Genomic DNA, 15,523 nt, shown 5'->3' on the forward strand with positions numbered 1-15,523 from the left:
ATCAGTTCCAGAACTTGCACTTGGATTCCGCCTTGGAGGCAAACGCCTGCTCTCCAGGAATCATCTGTACCTGCTTGTAGTAGTCCCAAGGCCCCTTGGATTCGGCCGGGCTCTTGATCTCCATGAGCCGCAGATCGTGGACCATGCGGCCGTCCTCCCGGATGGAGCCGTTTTGGGTGTACATGTCGTTGATTTTTTCTTTCCTCATCTGCGCCATCACGTCCTCGGCCTGGTTGCTGGGCGCGTGCTGGACAGCCTTCAGGTAATGCAGCGTCGCCGAGTAGCTGGCCGCCTGCATGCTGGTGGGCATCTTGCTCATCTTCTGCTGGAAGCGGGCGGCCCATGCGCGCGACTTGTCGTCCGAGTCCCAGTACCAGGCCTCGGTCAGGTTGATGCCGCGGGTCTGCTCCAGGCCCAGGGCATGCACGTCGGTGATGAACAGCATCAGGCCCGCAAGCTTCATTGATGAAGACAGTCCGAACTCGCTCGCGGCCTTGACCGAATTGATGGTGTCGGAGCCGCCGTTGGCCAGTCCCAGGACCTGCGCGCCCGAGGCCTTGGCCTGCAGCAGGAAGGACGAGAAATCGGGGGTGGAAAGGGGATGGCGCACGCTGCCCAGCACGCTGCCGCCATTGGCCCGGACGACCTCCGTGGTTTCCTTTTCCAGCGACTTGCCGAAGGCGTAATCGACCGTCAGGAAGTACCAGGTTTTGCCGCCCTGGCGCGTCATGGCCGCGCCGGTGCCGCGGGCCAGGGCCACCGTGTCGTAAAGGTAATGGACGGTGTAGGGCGAGCATTCCTCGTTGGTCAGCTGGGCGGCGACGCCGCCTGTGACAATGACGATCTTCTTCTTCTCCGCCGCGACCGTGGCGATGGCCAGGCTGGTGCCTGAACTTGGGCCGCTGATGATCATGTCCACGCCCTGCGTGTCGAACCAGCCGCGCGCCGCGGTTGCCGCGACGTCGGGCTTGGCCGAGTGATTGGACGTCACGACCTCGATCTTCCTGCCGTTGACCTTGCCGCCGAAATCGGCGATGGCCATCTTCACCGCTTCCGTGATGCCGGCGCCGCCCATGTCGGAGTAGATGCCCGACATGTCGGCCAGCACGCCGATCTTTACAACGTCGCCGCTCGCCTGGACCCATGCCGGGACGCAGGCGGCGATGCAGAACAGGGACACCACGACGCGACGGCCCGACGAGGTGCGCTTGCGCAACGAACAGCTATAGGAAGAAGTTTTCATTCTTGTCTCCTGGGGTTCGATTCCGCCGGCGTTATGCCGCCGGTCGGCTGGTCCGTCGTGCCGCGGCGCAGCGTCAGGACCTTCTGCAACTGCGTCGGGTCGGCCATGCCGCTTGCTACCGCATGGCAGTACTCCCACAGCGTCTCGTCGACGTTGGCGCCCAGCTGTACTGCGTTGGCCAGCCGCAGGACGGCCAGGCGGTCATGCTTGAATCTCACACTGCGCCGCAGCAGGGACAGCGCGGCCGAGCGGGCGTCCTGCTGCTGCGCCGCTGACGCTTGGGCCTGGGCTCCCACGCGCTGCGTTTTCTTCAGCGACCGGATCAGTGCGCGCGACATGGATCAGTCCACTTGCGCGCCCGAGGCGCGTACCACCTCGCCCCACTTCAGCGCATCGGCACGCAGGACGCGCGCGAACTCGTCCGGTTGCGTGATGTAGGGCTCCGCGCCCTGCGCCGCGAAGCTGGCCGCGACTTCCGGCAGGCGCAGGATGTCGTTCACATCGCTGTTGATTTTCCGCACCAGATCCGGCGGCGTGCGTCCGGGAGCCATGAGGCCGAACCATGGATTGACATCGAAGTCCTTGAAGCCGGCTTGCGCGATGGTCGGAATGCTGTCGAATGCCGCGGCAGGGCGCGCGCTGGTGACCGCGATCGGATAGAGGGTGGCGCTCTTGAGGGCGCCGATGACGGACGGCAGGCTGGTGAACACCACCTGGATCCGTCCGCCCATCAGATCCTGCAGCGCCGGCGCCGCGCCCCGGTAGGGAATGTGCGCGAGCTTGACGCCAGTCGCGGCGTTGAACATCTCGCCCAGCAGGTGATTGACGGAGCCGTTGCCGGCCGAGCCGTAGTTGATGTGCGAGTTGCGGGCGGCCGCCACGACTTCGGAGACGGTCTTGAATGGTGAATCCGGCCGCGTCACCATGACGAAGGGCAGGGTGGCCAGCGTGGCGACGGGCGCGAAATCCTGGACTGGATCGAAGGACAGCTTGCGGTACAGCGCGCCATTGATGGCCTGGGTGCCGACGTAGCTCATCAGCAGGGTGTAGCCGTCGGGCGCCGCCCGGACGACCAGCTCCATGCCCACATTGCCGCCCGCGCCGGCGTGGTTCTCTACCACCACCGGCTGGCCCCATTTCGCCGTGAGCTTCTGGCCGATGATGCGGGCCAGCACGTCGGAGGCGCCGCCAGGCGTCTGCGGGACGATGATCCTGACCGGCTTGTCTGGAAATGCCGCGCCCGGGCTCGCGGCCGGCGCGGCGGTGCAGACGGCGGTCAACAACGATGCGAAAAGGCGCATGAGCATGGCGGCTCTCCAGGAGTCAAGAATCGAGCGTGGCGGCGGCCGCGAGTATCCGGCCCATCTGCTGCCCGAGCGGAGCGTCGAACAGTGCGTCGTCGGCGTGGGCGATGGCGTGCGCGATGCGCATTTCGAGCATGCGCCGCAGCCGGTAGCGCTGCCGCTGGGCGCGCAGGCGCTGGCGCCGCTCTGGATCGGTGGCGCGCCAGGCCTGATGCCGGTCTATGGCTTGGGATAGCACGCGGATCGAGTCCGGCTGCGTGGACGAGGCCAGCAGCACCGGCGCACGCCATGCGCCCTCGGGCTGCTGGCTCACCGCGGCGATGCGCTGTATGTCGGTGGCCATTTTTTTCGCGCCCGGCAGGTCCGACTTGTTGACGACGTAGATGTCGGCCATTTCCATGATGCCGGCCTTCATGGCCTGGACCATGTCGCCGCTTTCGGGCAGCAGGACCAGGACCAGCGTGTCGACCTGCGCGCGCGCCGCATACTCGGCCTGGCCGATGCCGACCGTCTCCAGCAGCACTTCGTCAAAGCCGAACTCGTCCATGATGTCAAGCATCTCTGGCAGGTTGTCGGCCAGGCCGTCGCAGGTGCGGCGCGAACCCAGCGAGCGGATGTAGAGATCGCCGATGCCGGCCAGGTCGTCCATGCGGACGCGGTCGCCCAGGATCGCGCCGCCGCTCTTCGGGCTGCTCGGATCGACGGCCAAGACGCCCAGGCGGCCTGTCGGCGCGCGCTCCAGCGCCAGATGCCCGACCAGGGTGCTTTTGCCGGCGCCCGGCGCACCGGTGATGCCGATCCGGCGGGCGGCGTGCGCGGTCGCATCGCGCAGCGCGAAGCGCGCCACTTCCGCGGCGTCGGCGTTGGCCATGCGCGTCAGCGCGCGGCCCAGCGCCCAGCGGTCCAGGGGCGGCGTTTCCGCCAGATCCGCTTCGTGCTTGGGGCGGCCCGGTGCGTTCATGTCCTGACCCTGCCCAGCACTTCGTCGCCGTGCTCGTCCAGCAGGGGCGGCAGGCCGTAGACCGGCGCATACCCCTGGAAGCGGATCGGGCTGGCCACGGCCTGCAGCGGCAGGCTGCCGTCGCCCAGCGCGACCACCAGCGCGCGCGCGGCGGCGATGTCGCTGGAGAGCGCCGCGTTCAAGGTGCCGACTTCCGCCGCCACCACGCCCAGCGGGCTCAGGCGGCGCACCCATGCGCGGGCGGGCGCCTGGCGAAGTACCTGCGCGATGGCGGCTATGACTTCGGTCCGGTGCGTCCTGCGCCCCGCCATGGTGGCGAACTTCGGGTCCGTCACCCATTCGGGACGGCCGATTTCGCAGCAGAACGTTTTCCAGAACCTGTCGTGGGTGATGAACAGCGTGAGCCATCCGTCCGCCGTCGCGAATATCTGCGCCGGCACCACATAGGGGTGGGACGAGTCCGCCAGGCGTTCTATGGTTTCGCCTGCGTTCAGCGCCGCGCCCGCCAGGTAATTGAGCTGCGAGAGCATGACGTCGTACATCGCGACATCGACCTGGCCGCCTTCGCCCTGCACGATCTTGGCCAGCAGCCCGACCGCGGCCACCAGGCCCGCCGAGTTGTCCACCGCCGAGTAGCCGGCCTTGGTGGGCGGCGCCTCGGGATCGCCGGTCAAGGCCATGACACCCGTCATCGCCTGGATGACGTAGTCGTAGGCGGGGTTGTCCGCGTAAGGGCCGTCCAGCCCGTAGCCCGTCAGCGCCACGCAGACCAACCGTTCGTTCCAGCGCCGCAACGCGTCATAGGTGAGGCCGAGCTTGCGAATCGCGGAAGGCCGCAAATTGGTCACCAGCGCATGCGAGGTTTCGACGATGCGCCCCAGCGCCTCGCGTCCCTCCATGCTTGCCAGGTCGAGCACCACGCTTTTCTTGTTGCGGTTCAGGCTGGCGAAGTAGGCATTGTGCGGGCCCACGAAATGCGGGCTGACGCTGCGGCCGATGTCGCCCTCGGGCGTTTCGATCTTGATGACCTCGGCGCCCATGTCGGCCAGCATCAGGCCGCAGTAGGGGCCGGCCAGCATATGGCCGACTTCGATGATCCGGATCCCCGCGAGCGGCGCGTTCATGACAAGCTCTGCGCCAAGGTGCGGACCATGTCGTCCAGCGGCATGTCGGCGGTGAAGATCGCGGCGACACCCAGTTCTTTCAGGTAGGGCCAGTCTTCCGCGGGGATGGTGCCGCCGACGAAGACCTTCACGCTGTGCGCCCGCAGTTCGCGCAGCTGCGCCATGACTTCGGCGACCAGCTCGCGGTGGCTGCCGGACAGGATGCTCAGGCCGACCGCGTCCACACCTTCGTCCACCGCCACTTGCGCGATCTGCAGCGGGCTGCGGCGCAAGCCGGTATAGATGACTTCCGCCCCGGCGTTGCGCAGCGTCAGCGCGACGATCTTGGCGCCGATGTCGTGGCCGTCCAGGCCGGGCTTGCCGATCAGGATACGCTTGGCCGCCAGGGCGGCAGAGGTCTGTTGGGCGCTCATAGATTCACCGGCTCCTTGAATTCGCCCCACTTGTCCTTCAGGCGCTCCACCATTTCGCCGACGGTGGCGTAGGCGTGGCAGCACTCCACGAGGTAGGGCATGATGTTCTCGTTGTCCTTGGCGGCCACGGCGGACAGCCGGGACAGCGCGCGGTCGACCTCGGATTGGCGGCGCGTGTCGAGCACCCGCTGGTACTTCTCCAGCGCGCGCTCGGCCACGGTCGGGTCCAGCTTGAAGACCTCGCCGACCTTGATCTCTTCGTCCGCCTTCCTGAAGTAGTTCTGGCCGATGATCACGTTGCGGCCGGAGTCGGTGTTGAGCTTGCGTTCCAGGCCGCGTTCGGCCAGGCGCAGCTGGATCCAGCCGTCCTCGATGGCCGGGATAACGCCGCCGTAGGCGTCGATCTCATCCATTACCTTGGTGATCTGCTCTTCCATCCGGTCGGTGTGCTGCTCCAGGAAGTAGCTGCCGCCCAGGGGATCGACCGTGCGGCCGATGCCGCTTTCGAAAGCGATGATCTGTTGCGTGCGCACGGCCAGCTCGGCCGAGAATTCCGTGGGGATCTGGAAGGCCTCGTCGAAGGCGCAGGTGAAGATGGATTGCGCGCCGCCCAACACGGCGGCCATGGTTTCCACCGCCACGCGCACGACGTTGTTGTAGGGCTGCGGCGCCACCAGCGACGAGCCGCCGCAGACCACGCCGAAGCGGAAGTGCTGGGCCTTTGGATCTTGCACGCCGTAGCGTTCCTTCATCAGGCGGGCCCATAGCCTGCGGCCCGCCCGGAACTTGGCGATCTCGTCGAAGAAGTCCATGTGGACGTAGAAGAAGAACGACAGGCGCTTGGCGAACTTCTCGACGTCGCCGCCGCGCGCGCGCAGTTCCTCCACATAGGCCAGGCCGTTGGCCAACGTGTAGGCCATTTCCTCGGCCGCGGTCGAACCGGCGTCGCGCACGTGGGCGCCCGCGATACTGATCGGATTGAAGCGCGGCGAGACTTCGTTGGAATAGAGGATGGAGTCCGCGATCAGCCGCATCGAAGGGCGTACCGGGAAGATCCAGGTGCCGCGCGCCACGTACTCTTTCAGGATGTCGTTCTGGATGGTGCCGGTGAGCTTGTCGCGTGGGACATTCTGTTTGTCCGCCACGGCCAGATACATCGCGTAGATGATGGCGGCCGTGCCGTTGATCGTGAACGAGGTCGATATCTTCGACAGGTCCAGGTCCTTGAACAGGATCTCGGCCTCGCTCAGGTTGGACAGCGAGACGCCCACCTTACCGATCTCGGGACGCGCCATCGGGTGCACCGGATCCAGGCCGCACTGCGTGGGCAGGTCCAGCGCCACGGACAGGCCGGTCTGCCCCTTTTCCAGAAGAAACTTGTAGCGTTCGTTGGACTCCTCGGCGGTGCCGAAGCCCGAGTACTGGCGGATAGTCCAGAGACGGCCCTGGTAGCCGTCGGGGAAAATCCCCCGCGTGTAGGGGTACTCGCCCGGCGCGCCGATGCGGGCCGGGTCGACGGCGTCCGCGCCGACGCTGGTCGGCACGTCGATGCCGCTGGGGCTGGTGGCGCTCAGCTGCGGCTCCATGTCGCGCGCTTCGCGATGCTGTTCGGCGCTCATTTCGCACTCCTCGCGAGAAAGGCGTCGGACGCGCGCCAGTGATCGTCGTGCAGCCAGGTATGCATCACCTGCTGCCGTTCGACGGCGCGGCGGGCCTCATACGAGGCGCCTTGGCGCCAGGCCGCGGTTTGCGCCTTGATGGCACGCAGCACCTGGGGCGCGCAGAGCCGCAGCGGTTTGAGGAAAGCCTGCATGTCCGCGCCCGCTGGCCCGCCGGCGACGATGGCGTCGGCCAGGCCCCAGTCCAGCGCCAGCGGCGCGTCTATCAATTCACCGCGACTCATCATGCGCATGGCCCTGGCGCTGCCGGCCAACTGGCACAGATCGACGCCGCCGCCCCACACCGACGAGATGGCCAGGCGCGCCTGGATGAAGCCGATGTGCGCGTGGCTGGCCAGCATGCGCATGTCGCAGGCCAGGGCCAGTTCGGCGCCGCCGCCGATCGCGTCGCCGTTCAGGTAGGCCAGTACGGGCACGGGACAAGCGCGCACCGCGTCCAGGGCGGCGCGGGACTGCTCGGCCATGTCGCCGGTGGAGGCTTCATCGCGCACCTGGGCCAGTTCCACCAGATCGCCGCCGGCGGCGAAGTAGCGGTCGCCAGCGCCGGTCAGGACGATGAAGCGCGTGTCCATGCGCGCGCCTGCCTGCAGCACCGCCTGTCCGAGTTCGGCGAGCACCTGGCGGGCGAGCGCGTTGTGCTTGTGCGGCCGTTCGATGGTGATCCACACCTCGCCACCGGCGCGCTCCTCTACCGCGATGTCCTTGTTCGTCTGCACGCTTTCTGATCTCCGTCGAGGTGTATTGCGTGCTGAGGATGGTATGAAGCAAAATATTCGGGAACAAGGACGGTTGTTCGGTATTACGAACAAAACCGTGCGGCAAATCGGAAACGGAACGGATTTATCGGATTTATTCAGCGGGCTGAATTGCGGCCATCCCACTTTCCCTAAAAGGAAGCGCCATGTCTGGAGTCACGGTGACCGGAGTCGAGCGTGTGCTCGACGTCTTCGAAGCGTTTCAGGCCAATGAACGGCCGCTATCACTGACCGATCTGGCCGAGGCGGCCGGCATCCCGAAGAGCACCTGCCATGCCATCGTCTCGACGCTGACCGCGCGCGGCTACCTGTACACGCTGAACCGTCCGCGTACGCTGTATCCCACCAAGCGCATGTATGACGTGACGAGCGACATCCTGGCCAAGGACCCGTTCATCGAGCACGTCACTCAGGTCCTGGAGCGGCTGCGCGATTCCACCCGCGAAACCGTGATCCTGGGCAAGCGCCTGGGCGAATCGGCGATCTACCTGCAGGTCATCGAAGGGCTGCATTCCATCCGCTATTCGGCCAAGCCCGGCGAGTTCAAGCCGCTGCATTCGAGCTCGATCGGCAAGGCTTTTCTGGGCACGCTGAAAGAGCGCGACCTGCGCGCCTGGCTGGAAGACCAGCAATTGGCCGCAATCACGCCGGAGACCAAGACCGGGCACGAGGCGCTGATCCAGGACATTCTGGAAAGCCGGAAGAACGGCTATTTCGTGACGCGGGGCGAGAACGTCTATGACGTGTGGGCGGTCGCGACGACGCTCACCATCAACAACGAAACGCTGGCCGTCGCGGTTGCCGGACCCAAGCATCGCATGGAGGGCAATGTGGCCGAATGCGCGAAGCTGCTGGTGGCGACCTGCAGCTTTCTATCGCGCCAACTGGGGCGGGCCTAGCGGGCGGTGCACCGGCCGAGGGGCCGGCCGCTCAAGGCGTGCCGCGCCGGTACAGCGCCAGCGTCCCCGCCAGCCCGATCAGCAAGCCGCCGCAGATGCGGTTCAGCCAGCGCAGGCCGGCGCCTTGGAAGGCGCGCACCATCTGCGCGCCCAGCGCCGCGTAGGCCAGCATCACGGCGATGTTCATCAGGGCCATGACGCCGGCCAGCACGGCGTACTGTGCGGGCAGGGGCGCGGCCGGATTGATGAACTGGGGCAGGAAGGCGGACATGAACAGCAGCGCCTTGGGATTGGTCAGCGCCACCGCGAAGCTGCGCAGGCCCAGCGTCAGGCCCGCCGGACGCCGGGCGTCCGTCTGGGCGGCAGGCATGACCAGCGCCGCGTCCGAGCGCAGCATCTTCCAGCCCAGATAGGCCAGATAGGCCGCGCCCACCCATTTGATGAGCTGGAAGGCGACTTCCGACGCCGCCAGCACCACGCCCAGGCCCGAGGCCACCGCGCCGATCAGGACCAGGTCGGCCAGCACCGCGCCGGCCATGCCCCAGCAGGCCGCGCGCACGCCGTGGCGCGAACCGTTGCTCATGGCGAGCAGGACGGTGGGGCCCGGCGTGATGATGGTGACGGCCGAGGCCAGGATGAAGAGCAGCAGGGTGGCGAGGGTCATGGGGGGCTCCGTGGCTGGGGCCAGTGTGCCGTGGCAGGCGCGGTTCGTCCAGGTCCGGCTACCATAGCGGTCTTATCTCTTGAATTTGCACCATGTCCACGCGTTCCGACTCCCCCAATCTGGCCCCCCCGTTGTCCTCCGTCCTGCTTTCCAGCGCGGAGGTGGTCGAGGGCGTGCTGGACGGCCGTTCCCTGACGGACGCGCTGGCCGGCGTGGAGTCGTCCCTGCGGCCCGCCACGCAAGCCGTGTCGTTCCATGCCATGCGCTATCTGGGCTGGGCCGATGCCGTGGGCCGCGAAATGGTGCAGCGCTATCCCAGCGTGCTGTTCGAATCCCTGCTGCTGGTCTCGCTGACCCTGCTGAAAGAAGAAGGCGAGGCCGCGTCGGCCCTGCCGGGCATGCCGGTCTACGCGCCCCACACGGTGGTGGACCAGGCCGTGACGGCCGCGTCCCGCAGCCGCGAACTGGCCTCCTTCAAAGGCATGCTAAACGCCTGCCTGCGCCGCTTTCTGCGCGAACGCGTGGCGCTGGAGGCCGCGGTGGCCGACAGCCCCGAAGCCCAATGGAACCATCCCGGCTGGTGGGTCAAGCAGCTGACCGTGGCCTATCCGCGCGAATGGCGCGAGATCCTGGCTGCGGCCAACCTGCCCGCGCCGCTGACCCTGCGCGTCAACCGCCGCCGCGCCAGCCGCGAGCAGGTGCTGGCCGCGTTCCAGGCCGCCGGTCTGGCGGCCGAGCCCGTGGGCCAGTCCGGCCTGGTGCTGGCCACGCCCAAGCCGGTGACGCAATTGCCGGGCTTTGCCGAAGGCTGGTGGTCGGTGCAGGACGCCGGCGCGCAACTGGCGGCCGAGTTGCTGGCCCCCGCCGACGGCATGCGGGTGCTGGACGCCTGCTCCGCGCCGGGGGGCAAGACCGCCCATCTGCTGGAACTGGCCGACATCGACCTGCTGGCCCTGGATGCCGACGCCGACCGCTTGGCCCGCGTCGGGCAGAACCTGGACCGGCTGGGCCTGGCAAGCGATCGTGTCCAGTTGAAAGCGGCTGATGCCGCCGACCTGGACGCCTGGTGGGACGGCAAGCCCTTTGACGCGGTGCTGGCCGACGTGCCCTGCACCGCCTCGGGCATCGTGCGCCGCCACCCGGACATCCGCTGGCTGCGGCGCGAGAACGACGTGCGCCGCACGGCCACCCTGCAGGCCAGCATCCTGGACGCGCTCTGGCGCACGGTGGCGCCCGGCGGGCGGCTGCTCTACGTGACCTGCTCGATCTTCCCGATCGAGGGCGCGCGCCAGGCGCTGGAGTTCATGCAGCGCCACCCTGACGCGCAGCGTCTGGAGGCGCCCGGGCAATTGCTGCCAGTTGCGGTCGATGCAACACCTGCGGCCCAGCACGACGGGTTTTTCTACGCCCTGTTTGCCAAGCAGTCCTGAATCGCCAAGAATAGGGGGCATGACGTAGTTCCGGTGCCGTATGTCCATTATTCCGCGCTTATTTCTCGGGTTGTTGCTCGCATCTGCCTTGCTTTCGTTCGTGCCGGGCGGGCAGGCGCATGGGGCCGAACCGAAGGTCACCGAAGTTCGCCCGGCGGTGCGCGACGGCAAGCTGGAAATCGACGCGGACATCGAGTTCGAACTGAACCAGCAACTGCGGGACGCGGCCCAGCGCGGGGTTCCGCTCTATTTCACGGCGGATCTCAACATCAACCGCGAACGCTGGTGGTGGTTTGACAAATCCCTGGTCGACACCTCCCGCACCTGGCGCGTCATCTACAACGCCCTGACCCGGCAATGGCGGGTCGGCGTGGGTGAACTGACCTTCCCGGTCGCCTCCCTGGACGACGCCATGGGCGTCATCCGCCATATCCGCAACTGGCCGGTGGGCGACGCCGACGACTTCGACGCGGGCGTGCTTTACGGCGGCCAGCTGCGCTTGCGCCTGGATACCTCGCTGTTGCCGCGGCCCTTCCAGGTCAACGCCTTGAACAGCAGTTCGTGGGTGCAGGCGACGCCCTGGCTGGACTTCACGTTCGTGCTCAGCGACAAGGAGAAAGACCCGTCATGAGGCTATTGCTTCGGCTGGCCCTGATGGTTGGCGCGGCGAGCGGCCTGGCATTGCTGGGCCTGTTGGCGTGGTCTACCGGCAATGCCTCGCGCTTTGCGCGCTACTACGACACGCTGCTGGTGCTGAACGGCATTTTTGCGCTGGCGCTCTTCGTCTGGGTGGTGGCGCTGACCGTGCGGCTGGCGCGGCAGATCCGCCGGCGCCAGTTCGGCGCGCGGCTGACGGCCCGTTTTTCCCTGGCCTTCGCCCTGATCGGCGTGGTGCCCGGCGCCCTGATCTACACCGTGTCGGTGCAGTTCATGTCGCGCTCGATCGAATCCTGGTTCAACGTGCGGGTGGACACGGCCCTGGAGGCAGGCCTGAACCTGGGCCGCGCCGCGCTGGACTCGCTGCTGGCGGACCTGGACGCCCGCGCCCGCTCCATGGCCATGGAACTGAACCGCAACTCCGATAGCGGCGTGACGCTGGCGTTGACCCGGCTGCGCGAGGCCAATGGCGTGCAGGAAGCCATGGTGTTCACCGGCAGCGGGCGCATGATCGCGTTTTCCACCAGCCAGTACGGCCAGTTGCTGCCGGCGACGCCGCCGTCCACGGTCATCAATCAGCTGCGGCTGGCGCGGGGCTATTCCGCAGCCGAAGCCGACGATCCGGTCACGCCCGGCGCCGAAGGCGGGCTGCACCTGCGGGTGGTGATTCCGCTCACGGGGCCGGACCGCTATGACAACCTGCTGGGGGCGGCGTCCGAGCCCCGCTGGCTGCAGCTGATGCAGCCGGTGCCCGAGCAGATCGCCCACAACGCCAACCTGGTGCAGCAGGGCTTTCGCGACTACCAGGAACTGGCGCTGTCGCGGCTGGGCCTGCGCAAGCTGTATGGCATCACCCTGACCCTGGCCCTGCTGCTGGCGGCCTTTGGCGCCATCGCCGTGGCGTTGTCGCTGTCCAAGCGGCTGGTGCGTCCGCTGCTCAGCCTGGCGGGCGGCACGCAAGCCGTGGGCGTGGGCGACTACCGGCCCCTGCCCGAACCGCCGGAGCGTGACGAAGTCGGCCAGCTCACGCGTTCGTTCAACGCCATGACGCGCCAGCTGGACGAGGCCCGCCGCATGGTCGAGAGCAACCGGCAGCAGCTGGAACGCTCCAATGTCTATCTGGAAAGCGTGCTGTCGAACCTGTCTTCCGGGGTGCTGGTGTTCGACGAGTCGTTCCGCGTCACCACGGTCAATCAGGGCGCCCAGACCATTCTTGGGGCGGATCTGCGCTCGGTGATCGGCCGTCCGCTGGAAACGGTGGCCGGCATGCTGGATTTCGCCAATATTGTCCGGCAGGCTTTTTCCGCCCATGCCGCGGTGGGGTCCGAGCGCCAGCACTGGCAGCAGCAATTCGAGATCGCCCCGGGCCAGGGCGAGGCGCCGGCAGGGGCGCAGCCCTTGACCTTGCTGGCGCGTGGCACGCATCTGCGCGTGGACGGGCGCGGCAACGGCTATCTGGTGGTGTTCGACGACATTACGGAAGTGATCTCGGCCAACCGGACCGTGGCCTGGGGCGAGGTCGCCCGCCGCCTGGCGCACGAGATCAAGAATCCGCTGACGCCGATCCAGCTGTCGGCGGAACGTCTGGCCATGAAGCTGGAAGGCAAGCTGCCCCCCGCCGAGGCCCAGATCGTCGAGCGTTCCACCAACACCATCGTCAATCAGGTGGCGTCGCTCAAACAGATGGTGGACGACTTCCGCGAATACGCCCGCACGCCGCCGGCGGTGATGCAGCGCATCGACTTCAACGCCCTGGTGGCGGACGTGCTGTCGCTGTACGGCTGGGAGCCCGAAGGCGGCTCGCCGCGCCTGGCTGAAAAGGCCCTGAACCTGGACGTGACGCTGGCGCCGGACCTGCCTCTCATCGAAGGCGATCCCACCCAGTTGCGCCAGGTGATTCACAACCTGATGTCCAATGCCCGCGACGCGATCGCGGAGCAGGGCGGGCAAGGGCGGGTCAGCGTGACCACGCAACTCATGCGCAGCGAGCAGCCCGACCGCGCGGACCAGCAGGCCCTCAGGTTTACCGTCGCCGATACCGGGCCGGGCTTTCCGCCCCAGGTCATGCAGCGCGCGTTCGAGCCCTACGTAACCACCAAGTCCCACGGGACTGGGTTAGGATTGGCAATCGTACGCAAGATCGTGGAAGAACACGGTGGGCGTATCGACCTTGCCAACCGCAAGGAAGGAGGCGCGCGGATCTCGATCTTGTTGACCCGGCTGGCTTCCGAGGCCGATACAATAGACGCGACCGCGCAAGCAAAGGATAATGCGGCTACGCAATAGGTGGATGCTTTATGGCCAGAATTCTGGTGGTTGACGACGAAGTCGGTATACGCGAGCTTTTGTCGGAAATCCTTTACGACGAAGGACACACGGTCGAGCTGGCTGAAAACGCGGCGCAAGCGCGCGCTGCACGCTTGCGCATGCGCCCTGATCTGGTGTTGCTGGACATCTGGATGCCCGACACGGACGGCGTCAGCCTGCTCAAGGAATGGGGCTCGCAAGGCCTGCTGGACATGCCCGTGATCATGATGAGCGGCCATGCCACCATCGACACGGCGGTCGAAGCCACGCGCATCGGCGCCATGGACTTCCTCGAAAAGCCGATCACGCTGCAGCGCCTGCTGAAGACCGTCGCCGCTGGCCTGGCCCGCGGCCGCGCGCCGCACCCGGCGCCTGCCGTGTCGAATCAGGCCGTGGCCAGCGCCGCCGTGGCGCTGGAAGACGAACTGGATCCCCCGGTCCTGGCCGCCGCGCCGGCCAACGAAGTCCCGGTCACGTCCAACGGCCAGCTCGGCAGCATTTCGCTGGACCAGCCGCTGCGCGAGGCGCGCGACGAATTCGAGCGCATCTATTTCGAATACCACCTGGTCCGCGAAAGCCACAGCATGACCCGGGTATCGGAACGCACCGGGCTGGAGCGCACCCACCTGTACCGCAAGCTCAAGCAATTGGGCATCGAGTCCGCCCGCAAGCGGAGCACATGAAGATCCTGATCATGGGCGCTGGCCGCGTAGGCACCAGCGTGGCCGAGAACCTGGTGTCCGAAGAGAACGACATCACGGTGATCGATTCGGATCCTGTCCAGCTTCAATACTTGCAAGAACACTTCGACCTGCGCGTCGTCCTGGGCGACGGCTCGCAGGTATCGGTGCTGGAGGCCGCCGGCGCCGCCGATACCGACCTGCTGATCGCCTGTGCGGCCTCGGATTCGGCCAATATGGTGGCCTGCAAGATCGCGCGCCAGCTGTTCAACATTCCCCGCCGCATCGCCCGCATCCGCTCGGTCGAGTTCGCCGAACACCCGGAGCTCATGAGCGAAGAGGGCTTTTGCATTGACGCGCTGATCAGTCCCGAGCGCAGCGTCACCACCTATCTGCATAGCCTGATCGAATTCCCCGAGGCCCTGCAGGTGGTGGAGTTCGCCGAAGGGCGGGTCAGCGTCGTGACCGTGCGGGTCGGAGCCGGCAGCCCGATGGCTCATTCCCCCGTCGACAAGCTGCGCGACGTCTGGCCCGACGTGAAGGCGCGCGTGATCGACGTGCTGCGCGGCGGCCGGCCGCTGCGGGCCGGCAGCGGCACCGTCATCGCCCCGGGTGACGAAGTCGTGCTGGTGGTCGATTCGCGCGATGCGCGCCGCGCGGTGCGGCAGTTGCGCGAGGCCGAGCGCGCCGTGCGCCGCGTGATGATCGCGGGCGGCGGCAACATCGGCCTGCGCCTGGCGCGCCAACTGGCCGAGGAAAAATACAGCGTCCGCATCATCGAACGCGACCAGAAGCGCTGCGAGTACCTGGCGACCCAGCTGCCCGACAGCGTGCTGGTCCTGCACGGCAGCGGCACCGACGAGGCGCTGCTGGAACGCGAGAACATCGAGGACATGGACACCTGGCTGGCGCTGACCAGCGACGACGAGGACAACATCATGTCCTCGCTGCTGGCCAAGCGTCTGGGGGCGCGCAAGGTGATCGCCCTGATCAACCGCCAGGCCTACGGCGAGCTGATGCAGGGCAGCCATATCGACATCGCCGTGTCGCCCTCCCAGGCCACCATGAGCGAACTGCTGCGGCACGTGCGCCGCGGCGACGTGGCCGCCGTGCACCGGTTGCGCCAGGGCGTGGCGGAAGCGCTGGAGGCCATCGCCCATGGCGACCGTTCCACCTCCAAGGTGGTGGGGCGCGCGGTCGGGCAGGTCAGCTTGCCCAAGGGCGCCAGCATCGGCGCGCTGGTGCGGGAAGACGAAATCATCCTGCCGGACGCCGATACCGTGATCGAATCCGACGACCACGTCATCGTCTTCGTGCCTTCGCGCCGGCAGATGCCGCGCGTGGAAAAGCTGTTCCAAGTCTCGGCGTCCTTCTTCTGATGGGTGCCGCCTCCTTCCTTTCGCGCCG

General features: G+C 67.1%; 15 protein-coding genes. 6 read left to right on the forward strand and 9 right to left on the reverse strand.

Annotation, left to right across the window (positions count from 1 at the left end):
* Position 1: 1 nt before the first annotated feature.
* The 8 genes from IPU70_RS20835 to IPU70_RS20870 are packed head-to-tail and all read right to left on the reverse strand — an operon-like array spanning position 2 to position 7,440.
* Positions 2–1,243 carry an ABC transporter substrate-binding protein gene (locus IPU70_RS20835; protein ID WP_207469920.1) on the reverse strand — a complete coding sequence of 414 codons (1,242 nt, stop codon included), beginning with the start codon at positions 1,241–1,243 and terminating at the stop codon, positions 2–4.
* The gene (locus IPU70_RS20840) at positions 1,240–1,581 is read right to left on the reverse strand and encodes a hypothetical protein (protein ID WP_207469922.1); all 342 of its coding nucleotides are present in this window, start codon (positions 1,579–1,581) and stop codon (positions 1,240–1,242) included. The genes IPU70_RS20835 and IPU70_RS20840 overlap by 4 nt, the downstream gene beginning before the upstream one ends.
* Positions 1,582–1,584: 3 nt before the next feature.
* Positions 1,585–2,550 carry a tripartite tricarboxylate transporter substrate binding protein gene (locus IPU70_RS20845; protein ID WP_207469924.1) on the reverse strand — a complete coding sequence of 322 codons (966 nt, stop codon included), beginning with the start codon at positions 2,548–2,550 and terminating at the stop codon, positions 1,585–1,587.
* A gap of 16 nt (positions 2,551–2,566) precedes the next feature.
* Positions 2,567–3,508: an ArgK/MeaB family GTPase gene (locus tag IPU70_RS20850; RefSeq protein WP_207469926.1), complete on the reverse strand. Its 942-nt coding sequence runs from the start codon at positions 3,506–3,508 to the stop codon at positions 2,567–2,569.
* Positions 3,505–4,632 carry a CaiB/BaiF CoA-transferase family protein gene (locus tag IPU70_RS20855; RefSeq protein ID WP_207469928.1) on the reverse strand — a complete coding sequence of 376 codons (1,128 nt, stop codon included), beginning with the start codon at positions 4,630–4,632 and terminating at the stop codon, positions 3,505–3,507. The genes IPU70_RS20850 and IPU70_RS20855 overlap by 4 nt, the downstream gene beginning before the upstream one ends.
* Positions 4,629–5,045 (reverse strand): cobalamin B12-binding domain-containing protein, encoded by a 417-nt coding sequence (locus IPU70_RS20860; RefSeq protein WP_013396676.1) that lies wholly within the window; start codon positions 5,043–5,045, stop codon positions 4,629–4,631. The genes IPU70_RS20855 and IPU70_RS20860 overlap by 4 nt, the downstream gene beginning before the upstream one ends.
* Complete coding sequence (locus tag IPU70_RS20865) at positions 5,042–6,664, reverse strand: methylmalonyl-CoA mutase (protein ID WP_207469930.1); 1,623 nt, start codon at positions 6,662–6,664, stop codon at positions 5,042–5,044. The genes IPU70_RS20860 and IPU70_RS20865 overlap by 4 nt, the downstream gene beginning before the upstream one ends.
* Positions 6,661–7,440: an enoyl-CoA hydratase/isomerase family protein gene (locus IPU70_RS20870; RefSeq protein ID WP_207469932.1), complete on the reverse strand. Its 780-nt coding sequence runs from the start codon at positions 7,438–7,440 to the stop codon at positions 6,661–6,663. Before IPU70_RS20870 ends, IPU70_RS20865 begins: the two co-directional genes overlap by 4 nt.
* 185 nt (positions 7,441–7,625) lie before the next feature.
* Here IPU70_RS20870 and IPU70_RS20875 point away from each other — a divergent pair, with 185 nt between their 5' ends.
* A complete protein-coding gene (locus IPU70_RS20875; protein ID WP_207469934.1) occupies positions 7,626–8,378 on the forward strand; it encodes an IclR family transcriptional regulator in 753 nt (250 codons plus the stop codon).
* Positions 8,379–8,409: 31 nt separating this feature from the next.
* Here the strand turns inward: IPU70_RS20875 and IPU70_RS20880 are convergent, their stop codons facing one another.
* Positions 8,410–9,042, reverse strand: coding sequence for a LysE family translocator (locus tag IPU70_RS20880; RefSeq protein ID WP_207469935.1), 633 nt, complete (start codon positions 9,040–9,042; stop codon positions 8,410–8,412).
* A 92-nt stretch (positions 9,043–9,134) separates the two neighbouring features.
* Between IPU70_RS20880 and rsmB the strand changes: the two genes are divergently transcribed.
* The 5 genes from rsmB to trkA are packed head-to-tail and all read left to right on the forward strand — an operon-like array spanning position 9,135 to position 15,495.
* The gene (gene rsmB, locus IPU70_RS20885; RefSeq protein WP_207469937.1) at positions 9,135–10,472 is read left to right on the forward strand and encodes a 16S rRNA (cytosine(967)-C(5))-methyltransferase RsmB; all 1,338 of its coding nucleotides are present in this window, start codon (positions 9,135–9,137) and stop codon (positions 10,470–10,472) included.
* A gap of 40 nt (positions 10,473–10,512) precedes the next feature.
* On the forward strand, positions 10,513–11,103 hold the full coding sequence (locus IPU70_RS20890) for a DUF4390 domain-containing protein (RefSeq protein ID WP_207469939.1): 591 nt from the start codon (positions 10,513–10,515) through the stop codon (positions 11,101–11,103).
* Complete coding sequence (locus IPU70_RS20895; RefSeq protein ID WP_207469940.1) at positions 11,100–13,415, forward strand: ATP-binding protein; 2,316 nt, start codon at positions 11,100–11,102, stop codon at positions 13,413–13,415. The genes IPU70_RS20890 and IPU70_RS20895 overlap by 4 nt, the downstream gene beginning before the upstream one ends.
* An 11-nt stretch (positions 13,416–13,426) precedes the next feature.
* Positions 13,427–14,119, forward strand: coding sequence for a response regulator (locus tag IPU70_RS20900; protein WP_207469942.1), 693 nt, complete (start codon positions 13,427–13,429; stop codon positions 14,117–14,119).
* Positions 14,116–15,495 carry a Trk system potassium transporter TrkA gene (gene trkA / locus IPU70_RS20905; protein WP_207469943.1) on the forward strand — a complete coding sequence of 460 codons (1,380 nt, stop codon included), beginning with the start codon at positions 14,116–14,118 and terminating at the stop codon, positions 15,493–15,495. The genes IPU70_RS20900 and trkA overlap by 4 nt, the downstream gene beginning before the upstream one ends.
* Positions 15,496–15,523 lie beyond the last annotated feature (28 nt).

Origin of the sequence: Achromobacter sp. SD115 (assembly GCF_017355315.1) — a bacterium.
GTDB lineage: Bacteria > Pseudomonadota > Gammaproteobacteria > Burkholderiales > Burkholderiaceae_B > Achromobacter > Achromobacter xylosoxidans_B.